The sequence below is a fragment of the Microbacterium natoriense genome (genome assembly GCF_030816295.1).
Taxonomy (GTDB): domain Bacteria; phylum Actinomycetota; class Actinomycetes; order Actinomycetales; family Microbacteriaceae; genus Microbacterium; species Microbacterium natoriense_A.
This window is the reverse complement of the sequence record NZ_JAUSXV010000001.1, coordinates 2901619-2918101: the sequence shown is the minus strand read 5'-3', so window position 1 is coordinate 2918101 and position 16483 is coordinate 2901619. Positions and strand designations below refer to the sequence as shown.

Annotated in this window: 15 protein-coding genes; 8 read left to right on the top strand and 7 right to left on the bottom strand. The window is 63.3% G+C overall.

What is annotated here, in order from left to right; all coding sequences use genetic code 11:
* The first annotated feature begins 33 nt into the window (after nt 1–33).
* From QFZ53_RS13690 to QFZ53_RS13670, 5 genes are read left to right on the top strand one after another with little or no spacing between them, the layout of a single operon-like run.
* Nucleotides 34–318, top strand: coding sequence for a Dabb family protein (locus QFZ53_RS13690; RefSeq protein WP_307297295.1), 285 nt, complete (start codon nt 34–36; stop codon nt 316–318).
* On the top strand, nt 308–1429 hold the full coding sequence (locus tag QFZ53_RS13685; RefSeq protein ID WP_307297293.1) for a nucleotidyltransferase family protein: 1122 nt from the start codon (nt 308–310) through the stop codon (nt 1427–1429). The genes QFZ53_RS13690 and QFZ53_RS13685 overlap by 11 nt, the downstream gene beginning before the upstream one ends.
* Nucleotides 1396–2889, top strand: coding sequence for an AAA family ATPase (locus QFZ53_RS13680; RefSeq protein ID WP_307297291.1), 1494 nt, complete (start codon nt 1396–1398; stop codon nt 2887–2889). The genes QFZ53_RS13685 and QFZ53_RS13680 overlap by 34 nt, the downstream gene beginning before the upstream one ends.
* 22 nt (nt 2890–2911) lie before the next feature.
* Nucleotides 2912–3616, top strand: coding sequence for a UMP kinase (gene pyrH, locus QFZ53_RS13675; RefSeq protein WP_307297289.1), 705 nt, complete (start codon nt 2912–2914; stop codon nt 3614–3616).
* 11 nt (nt 3617–3627) lie between these two features.
* On the top strand, nt 3628–5157 hold the full coding sequence (locus QFZ53_RS13670; protein ID WP_307297286.1) for a class I adenylate-forming enzyme family protein: 1530 nt from the start codon (nt 3628–3630) through the stop codon (nt 5155–5157).
* Nucleotides 5158–6224: 1067 nt separating this feature from the next.
* Here the strand turns inward: QFZ53_RS13670 and QFZ53_RS13665 are convergent.
* Both QFZ53_RS13665 and QFZ53_RS13660 read right to left on the bottom strand, forming a co-directional pair.
* Nucleotides 6225–7079, bottom strand: coding sequence for a glycosyltransferase family 8 protein (locus QFZ53_RS13665; protein ID WP_307297285.1), 855 nt, complete (start codon nt 7077–7079; stop codon nt 6225–6227).
* Between the two features lie 5 nt (nt 7080–7084).
* The gene (locus QFZ53_RS13660; RefSeq protein ID WP_307297284.1) at nt 7085–7819 is read right to left on the bottom strand and encodes a hypothetical protein; all 735 of its coding nucleotides are present in this window, start codon (nt 7817–7819) and stop codon (nt 7085–7087) included.
* 73 nt (nt 7820–7892) lie between these two features.
* Here QFZ53_RS13660 and QFZ53_RS13655 point away from each other — a divergent pair, with 73 nt between their 5' ends.
* Nucleotides 7893–8117, top strand: a complete 225-nt coding sequence (locus tag QFZ53_RS13655; RefSeq protein ID WP_307297281.1) for a hypothetical protein — start codon at nt 7893–7895, stop codon at nt 8115–8117.
* Nucleotides 8118–9595: 1478 nt separating this feature from the next.
* Complete coding sequence (locus tag QFZ53_RS13645) at nt 9596–10852, top strand: threonine/serine exporter family protein (protein ID WP_307297279.1); 1257 nt, start codon at nt 9596–9598, stop codon at nt 10850–10852.
* A gap of 57 nt (nt 10853–10909) precedes the next feature.
* Here the strand turns inward: QFZ53_RS13645 and QFZ53_RS13640 are convergent, their stop codons facing one another.
* The gene (locus QFZ53_RS13640; RefSeq protein WP_307297278.1) at nt 10910–11425 is read right to left on the bottom strand and encodes a septum formation family protein; all 516 of its coding nucleotides are present in this window, start codon (nt 11423–11425) and stop codon (nt 10910–10912) included.
* A 116-nt stretch (nt 11426–11541) separates the two neighbouring features.
* On the bottom strand, nt 11542–12108 hold the full coding sequence (gene def, locus QFZ53_RS13635) for a peptide deformylase (protein ID WP_292909641.1): 567 nt from the start codon (nt 12106–12108) through the stop codon (nt 11542–11544).
* Nucleotides 12109–12157: 49 nt separating this feature from the next.
* Here def and QFZ53_RS13630 point away from each other — a divergent pair, with 49 nt between their 5' ends.
* The gene (locus QFZ53_RS13630) at nt 12158–13156 is read left to right on the top strand and encodes a DMT family transporter (RefSeq protein WP_373426331.1); all 999 of its coding nucleotides are present in this window, start codon (nt 12158–12160) and stop codon (nt 13154–13156) included.
* Between the two features lie 52 nt (nt 13157–13208).
* Here the strand turns inward: QFZ53_RS13630 and pgl are convergent, their stop codons facing one another.
* From pgl to zwf, 3 genes are read right to left on the bottom strand one after another with little or no spacing between them, the layout of a single operon-like run.
* A complete protein-coding gene (gene pgl / locus QFZ53_RS13625) occupies nt 13209–13988 on the bottom strand; it encodes a 6-phosphogluconolactonase (RefSeq protein ID WP_373426289.1) in 780 nt (259 codons plus the stop codon).
* Nucleotides 13989–13993: 5 nt separating this feature from the next.
* A complete protein-coding gene (locus QFZ53_RS13620) occupies nt 13994–14929 on the bottom strand; it encodes a glucose-6-phosphate dehydrogenase assembly protein OpcA (RefSeq protein WP_292909647.1) in 936 nt (311 codons plus the stop codon).
* Entirely contained in the window at nt 14926–16473 is a 1548-nt protein-coding gene (zwf, locus tag QFZ53_RS13615) for a glucose-6-phosphate dehydrogenase (protein WP_292909649.1), read from the bottom strand. Before zwf ends, QFZ53_RS13620 begins: the two co-directional genes overlap by 4 nt.
* Nucleotides 16474–16483 lie beyond the last annotated feature (10 nt).

Sequence of the window (16483 nt, the reverse complement as noted above, 5' to 3'; positions counted from 1 at the left end):
GAACAAACCCTAGTACCCAAGAAGGAGGCAACAATGATCGACAGAATCGTGCTCATACGAACAACGGGTGACGAGAAGCGCATACGCGAAACCCTGGAGAGGGTGTCGCAGTTGAATGGAAACGTACCCGGCCTAGTCGAAGCTCGCGTCGGCGCCGATTCGTCCGAACGAACTCGAGGCCACCAACACGCGTTCGTGCTACGGTTCGAGACAGCGGAGGATCTCGCCGCCTGGGGGTCGAACCCGTTGCACGACCCCATCCGCAACGAGCTGTCTAGTCAGAGCAGCCAGATCGTGTTTGACTTCCATGTCGACTGATAACGCGCCGCTGGAGTTGCTCCTGGCCCTCGCCGATCATCGCCAGGATGCAGACACAACGCGTGCTGATATCGAACGTCTCATCGCGACCGCGGACTTCGACTGGGGGCAGTTCTTTGCGCTCGCTCTCTTCCACAAAGTGGCCTTTCTAGCGTGGACTCGACTCTGGCAACTACAGTCGCTCGAGACCGTGTTGAGCGCCGGCATGCCACTGCTTCTGTTCAATCACTGGACCCAACTGCACCGGGTGAACGAGTGCCGCACTGCGGCCCAGTTCGAGGCACTCCGTGCGATATCCCAGGGGCTTAATGGCGCAGAGGTGAGATGGATGGTCGGTAAGGGGGGACCTCTATTGCTCGGCACCTGCTATCCGCCCGGCGCCCGGAAGATGTATGACCTGGACCTGCTTGCAGGCCGTGACGACCTGGATGCCATTGTTTCGGGGATGGGGGATGCGGGCTTTTCCATGGGGTATTGGTCTCCGGACAAGACAACTATCGATCCGCTCCACACGGGCGAGCTACGAAACTGGCTACTGCATTCTCGTGGTCTACCAAACTTCCTTGCGTTGCAGGACGACCCCGTTATCGACTACCTCGTCGCGCAAGTTCAGTTCCGGGTTGGCAGTACCGCAACAGGTGGGCAGTCGGTCGCCGCGGAGCGCCTTCTAGACGTAAAGACGACTACAACAATGACCTGGGGAGTAGGGACATCATTCAGCGTGCCATCGCCGTCAGCGGTCGACCTATGCATCCAGCTCGCTTTGCACATCGCCCGCGAGACGATTGATCCGGAGCACTCCGAGTGGCATATGAGCTGGAACATCATCAAGCTCACCGACCTTGCCAGATACGTCGACGCGACGGACTTTGAAATCGAGGCGCTCGCGTCACGTTCCGCCGAACTCGGTTTCCGGGAGCAAGTGCGATACGCGATCGCCGCAGTCTCGGCTGTATTCCCGTCGGAGCGAGTCTCGAAGGCAGCAGCAGTGCTCGGCGTTGTATCGATGCCTACTCTCGCCGAGCTCAGCCAAGAGTTTCTCGCGGTCGCCGACGCCAGAACGCGCTCGCAGAGTACGTGGACGACCATGGTCGGTGTGAAGACATCGTGACAAGTGTGGGATGGGGCAAAGGGAGGACGATAATCGTTCTAACGGGCTTGCCCGGCTCGGGAAAAACGACGTTGGGCATCGGCCTTGCTCGCGCTCTCGGTGGCGTGCATCGAATCGCAGTTGGCGACGAGCTTCGACGCCTGCGGGAGAGCGGCATTGGATGGGACCAGCGGATGGAACAGGCCTTCAACGGCAATGACACATTCGAGGGAAGCGACATCGCTCGCGTGCTCCGCGTGGCGCTTGATCAGATCACTGACAGCAAACCGATTGTCGTGGACGGAGGAGTGTCTGTCGCCGAAGGGCTGATACAAGTTGGTTTGCGGCCTACGCTTGCTATCAACCTCGTGGCCCCGGACATAACCCGGGCGAGGAGACTATTCGAACGCGCCACGACCGGAAATCGCGTGGATGATGTCGAAAGTATCCACGTTGCGCGTTCGATAGCACAACTCTCCGCTTTGGAACGTACTATCCGCGAGTTGGAGGCACTTGCGCCGACCTTAACTATCGACGGCGACATGGATGTGGAAGACGTGTTAAAGTCCGCTCTCTCGGCGCTACTGCTCGCCGAAATACCCGTTGAGGACAACAAGTCGTCACCGTCGGACCGCTTCCTCGGTTTTGAACATGACGTCACTTCGCCCCGAGACATTTGTAGCCTGGCGCCCGGGCCCGTCCTCCTTATCAAACCTCACTTGACCGGCAGCGGCGACCTATTACGCACCGTGAGCAGGCGGTTCGAAGAGCACGGATGGGGAGTCGCGTGGGAAGCCCGGCATTTGACCGGATCCGCGGATGTACTCTTGAGAGCTAAAGCACACTTCGACATACATTACCTCTATGCTGCGTACGCGTCTTCCCTCATCGGCCCGAAGTTCGTCGGCGGCATGGAGGCACTGGCACCCGATGAGTATGGCACCTGGGAGGAGGGAAAGGTCTGGAAGACGGAGCAAGGATACTGGCGCAATGAGTCGCGGGCAGATGGCCAGGTGCTGGTCAACGGCCATATGCCAAACCAAATCCGTTCGTATGAAGAACCAGGCAACGTTGTCATTGCGGTCGGGCTGTATCCGACAAGGCCGGATCGTTCTGGATGGGGAGCGCTCCGACGCGAAGTGCTCGGCTCATCCGACCCGACGAAAGCCCTCCCCACGAGCCTCCGCGGGGAGGGCGCCCGAGGAAAGTACTCGCTTCAACCGTTCACTCTTCAAAAGAACGGATTTCACTTGTCAGCTGGCCCCCTTGAGGCTGTACGTGAAACGTTGATCTGGTCGAGGCGCCCGGTTTCCGGCGCTCTAGCTTACGCCGTCGACCAAACGCCGCGGGGTTCAGGATCTTGGTTTCGTGACTCGGCGGGGCAGGACTGGGGGTCGAAACCAGTCGAGCGCGTGTTGCGAAGCGCATGGAGGTTGAGCCGACGTACCCGGACGTCGAGCAGATACGTTAGTCTGACTTGAACGAAATGAGGGGTACGTCGGCATGAAGCGCATCGTTGTCAAGCTGTCCGGTCAGTCGATTTCCGGGACCAAAGAATTCGGCTTCAGCGAAGAAAGTCTTGAACACCTGGCGCGCGAGATTATTTCTCTTGCCGAGTTGGGGCTACAAGTAGCTGTGGTCGTCGGCGGTGGGAACGTCTTCCGCGGCAATCGCTCCGAGGCGTGGGGGATCGACCGCGTCGAAGCCGACAACATTGGCATGCTGGGCACTGTGATCAACGGGGTCCTTCTACGAGGTAAGCTTTCCGCACTTGGGCAAGAGAATGTGCGATTGATGACGGCCCTTCCAATCAACAACCTGGCCGAACCCTATATACGACTCCGGGCCAGACATCATCTCGAAAAAGGCGCGATCGTTGTGCTCGGCGGAGGAAACGGGCAGCCCTTCACAACTACCGACTACCCGTCTGTTCAGCGCGCAGTTGAGTTAGGCGCTGACGCTGTGTTTGTCGCGAAAAACGGTGTCAACGGCGTCTACAGTGCAGATCCAAACACTGATCCAAGCGCAACCCTCTTTGATCGCCTGTCATATGACGATGTGCTCGCTCGGGGCCTGCAAGTTATGGATCAGAGTGCGTTCATTCTCGCGCGAGATCATTCGCTTCCGCTGTACATCTTTGACATTGAGTCGACGGGTACCATGAAGGCGATTGTCGAGGGTTCTCACATTGGTACCGTCGTGTCTTGATGAGGGTCTAAGTGTCAAACCCTGAGACGCTCCCTGAACTTGTCGAACAATGGCATCGGCGCGGAGAGCATATCGCTGTGATCGAAGTCGGTGCTGGCGCCGAACGAACCGAAATCACCTACGGCGAGCTTGGCAAGAAAGTCGACTGTATCGCCGAAGAGCTCGCCGGTCGATATGGTGTGTGTGCCGGAGATAGGGTCGCGCTAAGCCCTAGCAATTCGATCTCTGATTTGGCAGTTTTCTGCGCCATCGTCGCGCTGGGTGCGACCTGCGTCATGATTCCTGGCAACGATCCGACAGAGCGTCAACTGTCGAAGTTGCGCGCAACGTCGGCGAAGATCTGGTTCGGAGACAGGAGCGTACTAGTCGACGGACCAGTTCGGCGCGAGGGAATCGTAGATCTCGTCGCCGACGCGGCCACGCGCATCGGCTGCAGCCCCAACGTAGATCGCGCTGCCCCGCACGCAGATAGCCCGGCGGTCATATTCTTCACGACCGGATCTACGGCCGCGGCGAAAGCTGTTGTCCAATCAAATCGTAATGTGCTTGTGAACTGCGCGGCATTGGCCGATCTGCACCGCCTTGGGCCGACAGATCGCCTCCTGGGTGTGCTGCCGATGTATTATGCTAACGGGCTAGAGCTAAGCCTGATCACGCCGTTGCTCGCGGGCGCGACGAGCGTGCTTCTACGGGAATTCGATCCGTTGACGTATCTCGCGACGTGCGCTGAGCATAGCGCGACAGTCGCGAGCGTTGTGCCGGCTCTCCTCGATGCCATCGCGTCTACTCGAGGCAAACCTGATCTTCGATCACTGCGATACTTCGTGTCGGCGGCCGCTCCATTGTCTGCAAGGACCGCTCGCGCGATTTGGGAACGGCTGGGCAAGCAAATCGTCCAAGGGTACGGACTTTCCGAAACAACGAACTTCGCAACATCCCTGCCCACGGACCTCAATGAAGAGGAATATCGAATTTGCGTGCTGGATGCCCCGATCCCAATGGTGGGCAGCGCGATTCATGAATGCGAGGTAGGGGTCTTTACGCTCGATGGTTCTCCCGTTCGGACTGGAGAGCGCGGCGAGGTCTGCATGCGCGGAAAAAGCGTGATGCTTGGGTATGATCGCGCGCCGAGCGCTAATTCTGCTGCCTTCCGCAATGGCTGGTTTCGGTCCGGTGATGAGGGGTTCATGTCGTTCCTCCCTGGTCGAGACGAGCCGCTGTTGACACTGACTGGTCGTTACAAGAACATCATCAAGGTGGGCGGCGTCGGTGTCTCTCTAGACGAGGTTGACCGCTACGTACAGACGGTGAGCGGGGTCGCCGACGCTGCGGCCTTGCGGGCAGAGCATCCGGTCCTGGGCGAGGCAGTGTCAGTTCTGTTCCGCGTTCATCCCGACGTGAAGGACCCGGAGACCGTGCGCATGGCCATTCTCGATGTGCTCAAGAAGCAAATCGGATTGACGCACGCCGCGGTGACCGCAGAAGTTCGCAACGAAGTGCCGCGCACCGCGAACGGTAAGGTCCTCCGATGGGGAGCTTGAGACGTTTGCTGCTCGGCATACCCGCTCTCAACGAAGAGGACACGATTGCTGGCGTCACCGCAGGCCTCGCTGCCGGTGGCGAATCACTCAGTCGGATATCCACAGTTCTTTGCTTAGCTGATGGCGGCTCGGTTGACCAAACGGTCGAACGCTTTCTCGCGACACCCTCCCGATTGCCCAAAGTTGTACTTTCAGTCGCGGGGCGTGGTAAAGGGAACAACATTCGGGCCATGTTCGAGTACGCCCTTAGCGAGCGGTTCGACGGCGTAGTTAGCGTCGATGCCGACCTAATCGGAGTGCCCGCACAATGGACTCACGCCTTCGCTGTTGCACTTGCGAATGGGGCAAACATGGTCGTGGGGCGCTACGCCAGGGTATGGAATGACGCGAACATGAGCAACCACATCGCTGTTCCGACCGTGCTCGCATCAACGGGCGTGGCTATTCGGGAGCCAATAGGGGGAGACTTCGCTGTATCGCACCGGTTCATCGAATCCGTTCTCGCCCGTGGGGGGCAAGTATTTTCCGGTGGGTTCGGAATCGACTTGCAGCTGCTTCAACACGCGCTGGATATCGGGCGACTGTCTGAAGTTGTCCTGGACGGTGGGAAGAACCAGGGATGGCGCGCGGGGACGACATCCGGTATCCGCGCGGATATGACCGCAAAAATCGATGAGGTCATAACGGCTGCATCTACCATTGCTAGGCGCGGGTCTTGGCCCCCACCGTCTAGTTGGAGATCGTTCGCTGCCCCGGGTGATCTGGACCGATCCCGAGCGCGAGTCGCAGATCCCGGGCGGATACAAGCTGTCGCGGAAGACGCACTCCTCCGTTTGAAGAGTGACCGGCCGAACCTCGGGGTGCCATTGCCCTCGCAAGTGGCTGCCTTTTCTACCGAAGACTGGGCGAATGCACTCGCGCGACGATTGATGGCACCTTGGGACAGGCGACAGCGGGCCGCGTTCCAAGACCTCTTTTTCGTCCGGATCGCCGAGACGCAAGGTCGTCTCGGGAAGAACGACGAGGAGTACAAGCGAGAGGCGGGTCGGCTTGCGATCGATTTGGCGTCAGCCCGCGCCGCTCTCTAGCAGCATTCGCCGTAGACGATGCCACTCCTCGCCGTGCGGTTGACTCTGCCACTCCGGTAACCACGGCTTACGCCAGCCAGCGAAGTGACGAATCACTTGTCCTTCACTCGGCGATTGTCGAGCGCGGCGCAGACCAGGGTTGTACGGGTCGATGTCCCACATCACCATCGCGTTGTACTCGGGAGGTAGCGGTGTAACGCGGCCGGCCAGCGCCGCGTTGAGCGCCTCCTGGTCACCCAGCAACATACGTGGGCCACTGAATGCGATGCCTTGCACGACAGCAGCCGTGAGCGAATCGTCTCTCCACCGCTCTACGTCCACGCAAACCACGCCACTATTCACATTCGAAGCGCCGGGTGGAAGTCCGAGTTCCGCCCAGGCCTGGACGCCCTTCGGCGAATCGATCGTCGGGTTCCATGGATCGATGCGGGCGGCAACCGCTGATGGGCTGACAGGGGTAAGCGGCGCCGGGTCCAAAGAGCCCAAGACAAGTGTGTCGCCGTCTAGATACAGAAGGTGTCCACTTTCGGTCTCAGCCTCGTCAAACAATCTGAATATCAACCAGCTTGCGCCGGTAACGTGTTGGTGAAACGCCAGCGCGGGCAACTCATGGCCATCAAGAGGTGGTCTCAGACTCAAATAGCAGATCTGATGACCTTCCTTGGCAGCGTGACGCTGTACGGCAGGGAGCAGACGCAGCGCGCCGGACAGCGACGCGACGTGAAAGCGCACCTTTCGACGGGCTCGCAACATGACCGATAGGCATGAAACGGAGGTTGCCTCGACGTAATTCGAGTCAAGGACATAGCCGACGTCAAGCACCTCGGGATCCACGGACGTTAGTCCGGGATCAGGTTGCATGACTCGGCAGCCGGGAGTTCGTCGGCAAGGAAGATCGTCTGTGCCATCATGCGGTAGTCGCTCATGTGCTCTCGGGCGGTCTCTTTGCTCTCCTCAGGGTGAATCGTATCGATCACCGCGTTGGGGCCGATCGCGTTGAACTGGTGCGCGACATGCTTTGGGATCTGCATATCAACCCAGGAGTTCTCTGGAACGATCAAGTTGTGGCGAGTCCGATGCGTTCCCGGCGGCGTATCCGGGAGGTCGTCCTGAAAGTACCTTAAGGCGAACGGAACCGCGGCACTCACATCGGGCATCGAGAACTGTGTCAGCGAACCAATTCGTAGCTGAGTCCCGGGGCCGGTCATGATGCGAACCATCCGGCTTCCTGTGTGAAAGTGCATGCGAGAGCAGATATCGGCGGCGTCGACGTCATAGAAGTCCATCACGTATCTCGACGCTTCGTAGTTGTCATAGGCGCGCTCGAGAAGAAACACGTCGCCTTCTTCGAACTTCTGCGATCGCTGACGGAGATCTTGCTGCGCGCCCGGGTCGTCGGCCACTGCGTGCGCACGGCGGACGACAGCCGCGAGCCCGTCAACGACGGCCTTTGCCGCTTCGGGTGGCAATTGTAAGACTGGTGTCACTTGTGGTACGCCGCCATCCACGAATGTGATGACGTCTTCCACCTCGTTCTCATCGTCTGCGATTGTCTTCATTGCATCAGCAATCATTACCGCTCCCTCCGTTTCGTGTGACGACGACGCGCCAGATTCGTCTCTTGTGGTGTAACCAGAATCCCCATCGATGAATGACGGCGCCGACATCGACTTCGATTTGGCTTCCTGCTGCCAGGTGCATCTTGTGTTCCGCTTCGCGACTGAGCCAGTCGTCGAGTACAGGTGTCACGCCCTGATGGCGGCGCCGTATGAGGGGCTCCATCGCTGTATAGGTCTCTACTTCTTCGACATCGACCCCTACGGGCGTCGTTGCGGCTGCGGCTACAGCGAGACCGGACGCGTGTGCCACTGAAAGACCAGCGACGCCGGCGCAACGTAGTGTTGTCTCCATCGGTGCTGAACCCACGGGCTCCCGATAGAGGGCGACTTGACCTGCGTTGGAAGGAAAGTCGGTGTAGCGCTGACTGGGACCGCGACGAGCGCCAGCATTCCTCTTAAGGAGGGCGAAGCACGCTTCCTCGGCCATGACAAATGCCAGATCAGACTCGTCCCGGTCCCGGACGAGCATAAGACGCTTGGCGTGTTCGCGGTTTCGATCAGCTCGCTCTCGCAGGGATGGCGCGATCGGTGTGATCGCGATGGCGAGGTTCACATCATCGATGACGAACTGAACTAACTCTCTGCGACGCAACTCAAGAAACAACTCTTACACCCCCCAGTGGCACGCTATCCCGCCTCGGCGTACTCCTGCAAGGTGCCGACTTCACTCACGGAGGACTTCCGGGAAGTACTGCGCGCACCTCACGCAAGAATGTCTGCGGTGATTCGGGCGCCTTCCCCGTGTGAACCGCGAGCTACCGATGGCCGGATGCCGGGATCTGACGAAGAACTCGCCCGCGAGCATGCGGACGAAGACAAGGCGCGGAAAAGCGAGAACCTTGCGATGTCCAGTCAGTTGTTGAGTCTGCTGCTGAGTGGGGTTCCGACGGCGGAGTGACGCCTGAGGCGATTGTGGAAGTACAGTCAGCCGGGCAGCGCGTCGAGAGTCAAATAGATGAGGAGCAGAAGCGGGCGTGGGCCCAGCTATCCGCGAAGGCGCGGTGGAAGCATTCAATATTGCGTTCGTTCGTGGGTGGCAAGGGCGCTTGTGCCGGACGCCGAGCAAAGCGTGGGCGTCGTGCCAGGCGCACGAGCGGTAGAGCGACCCGTTGTCGGTAAGACCCGTCCGGCGGTGACGCCGCGGTCAGCGAACCAGGCGACGGCGCTGGAGCACACTGGTCGCGGCGACGGCTTTCTCGTCCGTGCAGATCTCGGCGTAAGCGACTCGCGGGTGGGCGTCGATGTCGGTGGGCAGGAACGCCGTGCCCACGTTGTCTCACAGTCCGCGCGCCGTCACCGGTACCTCTCGCGGTCGTTTCCCGGTTGTGGTCGTCTTGCTGCCTGCCCCCGTATCGCCAGCCGCCGCCGGATCTTGCCGAATTGAGTCAGCGCTTCCAGCGTGGCTGTGTGGACGTGTTCCACTCACCTTTTACTCACCGAGAACTCTCTGAAACCACGCGAAATAGTCCGAATCATGTCGCTCCAATGCGAAACAACGCGTATCGTGGGCTGAGGTCAACTCACTGGTCCGCTCCTAAGAAGTACTAACTGATCTGGAGTTGTCCGCTCACTATTCGTTCAGGATGTGACGCCTCCCGGCGTTCTCAGGCCATGAGGTGCCATAACGGCAGGTTCTTGGTTCGAGTCCAAGCCGGGGAGCCAAGACCCCCGGCCTTCGCATGAAGGCCGGGGGTTCTCCCTTTCCCACCCCAGTCGATGAAGGCCTGGCGGATGTCCCGATCCCCGCAGTTCGCGCAGCTCGGCGCCCTCCTGCTCGAGGCAGGGTTCTCGGCGACCGACGCACGCGACGCTCTCGAGGAGATCCGTGAGCGCATCGCGCCGGAGGAGGAGCTCTCCTTCGCCGTTCTTCCGGAAGCCGTATTCGTGTCGCCGCTCACGGGCGAGGCGGGCTCGATCCTCAGGATGAGCTTCGCGTCGTCGTTGTCGACCCGGCAGTCCGCGATGGTGAGCCGAATGATGCACCGCCTGCGCGACGGTCGGATCACGCTGGAGCACGCGCTGGGCGCGGAGCAGCAGCGCATCAGAAGTGCAGCGATGCGGATGCCGCTGGTGCGCTGGACCGCCGGCAACACTCTGCTCGCCGCCGGGCTGGCCGTGCTGTTCCGGTGCCCCTGGTGGGCGGTTCTGGTGGCGGCCGTCGTCGCGGGGCTGATGGGCGCGCTGTCGGTGCTGCTGCGGCGCATCCGACCCGCTGCCGCGATCGTGCCCTTTCTCGTCGCGCTGCTGTCGACAGTCCTCGTGAGCGAATCGGCGGCGATGCTGGGCTACTCCTCAGTGCCGCTGTTCGCCGTCTGCGCGCCGATCGCGATCCTGGTCCCTGGCGCTCTCATCACGAACGCACTTCTCGAACTCACAGCGGCGGATGTCGTCTCGGGCGCATCCCGGCTCGTCTACGGCATCGTTCAGTTGGGTTTCAAGGCTGCCGGGATCGCCGCCGGAAGCGCATGGATAGGACTCACGATCGACCAGGACTCCGCGTTCCTGCTCGCCGACGTCAGCGGGGTGCTGAGCGCCGGCCCCGCCTGGGCATCGCTGCCGTCGGCCGGGTTCAGCTGGATGGGCGTGGCAGCCCTCGCGATCGGCATCAGCATCGCGTTCGGCGCCGGGTACCGGCTGACCGCCGTGAGCATCGCCGCGATGGGCGTCGCCTACGCCCTCCTGGTGTTGATCGCACCGTTCGCCGGGAGCGCGATCGCGACCGGCGCCACAGCGTCTGTGCTCTTCATCATCGCGAGGCTCGTCGAGCGCTCGTCATTCGCGATCCCGGCGACGATCACGTTCCAGCCGGCGTTCCTGCTGCTGGTACCGGGAACCGTCGGCCTCGTGGCGATCACGTCGTTCGACGTCGCCCCCGTCGCCGCGGCTCTCGCCGTTTTCGTGAGTCTGTGCATCGGAACGAAGCTGGGCTCCATCGTGGTCGACACCCACTGGTGGCGGCTGTTCCGGCGTCGGTCGAGCGCGGTATGACAAGAGAAGAGGCCCCGCCGACTGGCGGGGCCTCTTCTCTTGCTGTGTGAAAGTCGCTCAGAGACCGGTGCCCGCGAGCGAGCCGGTGGTCTGCCCGGCGGGGTTCGTGACGACGCACTGGATGACGCGGTCGTTCAGCTGGTCCCAGGTGTCCTGGGTCGGGGTGATCGGGTAGACCTCGAGCGTCGACGAGTTGTAGTCGATGCCGATGAAGTTGGTGAAGGCATCGCCGATGCACTCCTGCGACGCGGCGTCGACAGCCTCGCTGGAGAACTCGCCGTCGTCCATCTTGAGCTCGAAGTAGACCTCTTCATCGTGCGGCTCTTCGCAGGGGACCACGTCGGCGTCGGAGAGCAGACCCTCGGGGCTCTCCATCTTGCAGTCGCCGACCTTCAGCGCGAAGATGTCGATGTTCGAGCTCTCGGTGACCTGGCCGGACTCCTCGTCGCGGTCGGCGTCTCCCGAGCCGCCGCCGAGGATGCCGTTCAGCGCGCTACAGCCGGTCAGTGCGAGCGACAGTGCTGCCGCAGCACCTGCGAGAGCAAGTGCGCGACGCGTGCGCAGTTTCATCATGTGTACCCCTCCAGAGACAATGGTGCGCGGGCGCATGAAGGCGCCCACGGATATGACGCTATCTCGCCAGAAGTCTGTGATGCAACTTGAAAATGCCTTTGATCAGGCTGGGAGAGTCATCCCTCGAGGTCGTCGATCCCGGGCGTCCAGCTGACGCCGGGACGGCCCCATCCGCGCTTGCGGGCGATCTTCTGCACGGTCTTCCAATCTCCGTCCGACAGCCGGTCGACGTAGATGATGCCGTCGAGATGGTCGAACTCGTGCTGCATGATCCGCGCACGCCATCCGTCGACGTCGATCGAGACGGGGCCGCCGTCGAGATCGGTGCCGGTGACGCGCACGCGCTCTGAGCGGCGCAACGGGAAGCGCTCACCGGGGAAGGACAGGCATCCTTCCGATTCGAGGTCGGGATCCGGGTCGCCCGGCTCCAGAGGCACCATCCACAGCTCGGGGTTGATGAGAACGCCGCGCCAGGGCTGGTCGTCGTCGTCCACGTACGAGTATGTGTAGATACGCAGGGGCACGCCCACCTGCGGAGCGGCGAGTCCGACGCCGGGCGCCGTGTCCATGGTCTCGTACATGTCCGCCACGAGCGAGCGGATCTCGTCGGTGATGCCATCGACGGCAGATGCGGGGGAGTGCAGGACGGGATCGCCCATGATGCGAATCGGAAGTACAGCCACGCCATAACCCTACTTGGGCGAAAGCGCCGGGTAGTGTCGTAGGGTGAGCATTTCGGTGTGGCTGAGCAGCGAGGACGTGAGCGAGCAGCTCGTCGGCGTCTTCAACAACCCCAAGCTCCTGCTCGGCATCCCGCTGGCTCTGGCCGGTGCCGTTTTCATGTCGCTGGGCGCGCAGTACCAGCACCGAGGCGTCGAGAAGGTCGAGCAGCTCAGCGGTTCGGATGCTGCGTCCGGCCTCACCTTCGATCAGCTCAAGCGCCTTCTGGCCCGGCCGTCCTGGCTGATCGGAACGCTGATGCTCGCCCTGGCGATCGTGTGCCAGCTCTCCGCACTGGCTGTGGCGCCCCTGATCGTCGTGCAGCCGCTCGGGGCGATCGCCCTGGTCATCACGACCCTCCTCAACGCCCGGGTGTCGGGTCACACGCCCACCAAGCAGTCGATCACAGCCATCGTGTGCTGCGTCGGCGGCATCTTCCTCTTCGTCTCCTTCGCCGCGGTGTTCGCGACCGAGAAGGCCATCGGCGACATCGAGCTGTTCACGATCCTGGCGATCCTGCTGGTCGTGATCATCGCGCTCGGCGCCGCCTGGCTGGTCCTGCGCCACCGGATGCGGGCGCTGTTCTACGTGATCGGCGCCGGCATCCTCTACGGCTTCGTCGCCACGCTCGCGAAGGCGACGATCAACCGCGTCGAGAACGGCAGCTTCGACTGGATCACGGTGATCTGCGTGATCGCTCTCGTCGCGGCATCCGCGGTCGGCGCGTACTTCGTGCAGACCGCCTACGGCTCGGGTCCGCCCGACCTCGTGATCGCCGGCCTCACCGTTGTCGACCCGATGGTCGCCGTGCTGATCGGCATGCTCGTGCTGGGCGAGGCCGCGGCCGCCCCCGGCTGGGTGCTGGCGATCTTCGGCCTCGCCGGCGCGATCGCCGTCTTCGGCGTCGTCGGGCTGGCCCGCTATCACCCTCAGGTGCTCAGCGAGAGCCAGGACCTCGGCATCGAGCGAGGCTCGAGTGCCGGCCCTTCGACAGGCTCAGGGCCCCAGTAGCACCCAGCGCCACAGTAGGGCTCAGCGCCCAGTAGGTCAGGGCCCCAGTAGCTCAGTAGGCCGGGTCGATCAGGTCGGGGGAGACTTCTGAGGCCGCGGCCTCGTCGACGAAGAACACCGTGCGCTTGCGGCCCTTCGCGCCTGCTGCCGGCACGCTTGTGTAGCTCGCCCCTGCAAGGGCGAGCCCGAGAGCGGAGGCCTTGTCGGCGCCCGTGATGACGAGCCATACCCGCTTCGATGAGTTCAGGACGGGGCGCGTGAGCGTGACGCGTTCGGGCGGAGGCTTGGGCGAGTCCCGCACGGGAAGCACCGCGGCATCCGTCACCGTCACCTCGGGGCGATCGGGGAAGAGCGAGGCGATGTGCCCGTCGGGCCCGACTCCGAGGAAGCAGACGGCGAAGGTCGGCCACGGGTTCTCGTCGGTTGCAAAACGGGCGAGCTCCGCGGCATACGCCGCTGCCGACTCGTCGAGACTGAGTCCGCTGTCGGGCCCGGCGACCTCGTGCACGTTCTCGGCGGGCACGTCGATGCGATCCAGCAGCGCCTCGCGGGACTGCACGGAGTTGCGATCGGCGTGGTCGCGCGGAACGTAGCGCTCGTCACCCCACCAGAAGTGCACGAGCGACCAGTCGATGCCCGCCGAACGCGGATTCTCCGCGACGGCGCGCAGCACCGAACCGCCCATGGAACCGCCGGTCAAGGCGATATGGGCGACACGGCCGCTGCGCGTGCGAGCACGCAGACGCGTGATGAACCTGTCAGCCACTCTGGCCGCGAGTGCGGCCGGGGTGGGTTCGACGACGACCCGCTTCTCTGCGGGCGCTGCCTGCATCGACATCATTCTCCTGTCTCGGGCGGACCCAGCTTCTCCCAGCCCTCGGTGATGACTCGACCGTACAGGACGTCGGGGTCGAGGCGACGCAGCTCCTCCGCGAGGCACTCCCGGAGAGTGCGCCGCGGCAGATGCAGGTCGTGGTTCGGCTGATCGGGCTGCGTGAGCACCGCGATGCCAGGCGCCGGACGCTCGAGCAGGATGTCTCCCGCCGCGCGCGTGAGCCGCACGGACTTGATGCCCTCCTGCCAGTTCTCCGGATCTTCGTACGACCAGCGCACCGGCACGTCGAGAGCCATCTGCAGCCACGCGGCGAGCAGCGCCGTCGAGGGCGACGCGGAGGCCCCGCGGACCTCGACGGCCGTGACCTCGTCGAACGGCGGCTGGTCGAGCACGGCGGCGAGCTGCTCACGCCAGTGCGTGAGACGGGTCCAGGCGAGGTCCGTGTCGCCGGGTGCGTGCGTCGCGCCCAGAAGGTCCAGGCGCTCGCGCACGTCGGACGCCGTCGCGGCATCCGTGATCCGGCGCTGTGCGATGCGTCCGAGGGGCGACGCCGATGGCGCGGCCGGCGCGTCCTCGGGCCACCAGGCGACGACGGGAGCGTCAGGCAGCAGGAGACCGGTGATCAGGCTCTCCTCGTTGCTGGCGGCTTCGCCGTATGCACGGAGCACGACGACCTCGCTCGCCCCGGCGTCGCCGCCGACGCGGATCTGCGCGTCGAGACGGGACTCGCCGTCACCGGTCGTGAGCACGATCACCCGCATGGGGTGCTCGCGAGAGGCGTCGTTCGCAGCGTCGATGGCGGCTTCTGCGACGCCGTTGCGCGCCGAGATCACCAGGGTGAGCACGCGCCCGAGGGCGACCACGCCGCCTTCTTCGCGCGCCTTGACGAGGTTCTTCGCGACCTGGCTGACGGTCGTGTCGGGAAGGTCGATGATCACGGTCGTCTCCAGACTCGTCCGTCGCGGGCCAGCAGGGCGTCGGCGGATGCCGGGCCCCAGGAACCGGATGCGTACTGCTCGACAGGACCGCCCTCTGCGGCCCAGAACTTCTCCACCGGGTCGAGGATCTTCCAGGAGAGCTCGACCTCCTCGTGGCGGGGGAACAGGGGAGGGTCGCCCAGCAGGACGTCCAGGATCAGCCGCTCGTACGCCTCGGGGCTCGCCTCGGTGAAGGCGTGGCCGTAGCCGAAGTCCATCGTCACGTCACGCACGTTGGTGCCGTTGCCGGGGACCTTGGAGCCGAAGCGGAGCGTGACGCCCTCGTCGGGCTGCACGCGGATGACGAGCGCATTCTGCCCGAGTTCCGAGGTGTTGCTGCGGCCGAACAGGTGCTCCGGGGCGCGCTTGAACACGACGGCGACCTCGGTCACGCGGCGGCCGAGACGCTTGCCGGTGCGCAGGTAGAACGGCACGCCCGACCAGCGGCGCGTGTCGATCTCGAGCTTGATCGCGGCATAGGTCTCGGTGGCGGACTCCGGGTCCATGCCCTCCTCGTCGAGGAAGCCGGTCACCTTCTCGCCGCCCTGCCAGCCGCCGGCGTACTGCCCGCGGGCGGTCGCGAGCGCCAGGTCGTCCGGCACGTGCACGGCCGCGAGCACCTTCTCCTTCTCAGCCCGCAGATGCTCGGCCGAGAGGCTGATGGGCTCCTCCATCGCCGTGAGGGCGAGGAGCTGCAGAAGGTGGTTCTGGATGACGTCACGGGCAGCGCCCACGCCGTCGTAGTAGCCGGCGCGGCCGCCGACGCCGATGTCCTCGGCCATCGTGATCTGCACGTGGTCGACGTAGTTGCGGTTCCAGATCGGCTCGTACAGCTCGTTCGCGAAGCGCAGCGCCAGGATGTTCTGGACCGTCTCCTTGCCGAGGTAGTGGTCGATGCGGAAGATCGAGTCGGCCGAGAACGCGACTTCGAGGGCTTCGTTCAGCTCGCGAGCGGATTCGAGGTCGTGACCGAAGGGCTTCTCGATGACGACGCGGCGCCAGCGGTCCTCGCCCTGATCCTCGCCGACGAGTCCCGAGTCCTTGAGCTGCTGCGCGACCACCGCGAAGGACTTCGGCGGGATCGACAGGTAGAAGGCGTGGTTTCCCATCGTGCCGCGCTCGGTGTCGAGCTGGTCGACGGTCTCCCGGAGCTTGGCGAAGGATGCGGGGTTGTCGAACTCGCCCGAGACGAACCGGATTCCCTGGAGCAGCTGCTCCCAGGTCTCCTCGCGGAAGGGCGTGCGGGCGTGCTGCTTGACGGCGTCGTAGACGACCTTCGCGAAGTCCTGATCCTCCCAGTCACGGCGGGCGAACCCGACGAGGGCGAATCCGGGCGGCAGCAGGCCGCGGTTGGCGAGGTCGTAGACCGCGGGCATGAGCTTCTTGCGCGAGAGATCACCGGTCACACCGAAGATCACGAGGGCGCTGGGCCCCGCGATCCGGTTGAGGCGACGATCGTCAGGGTCGCGCAGCGGGTTGTGCCCGCGCGAGATGGGAACAGACATCGGTGGGGGA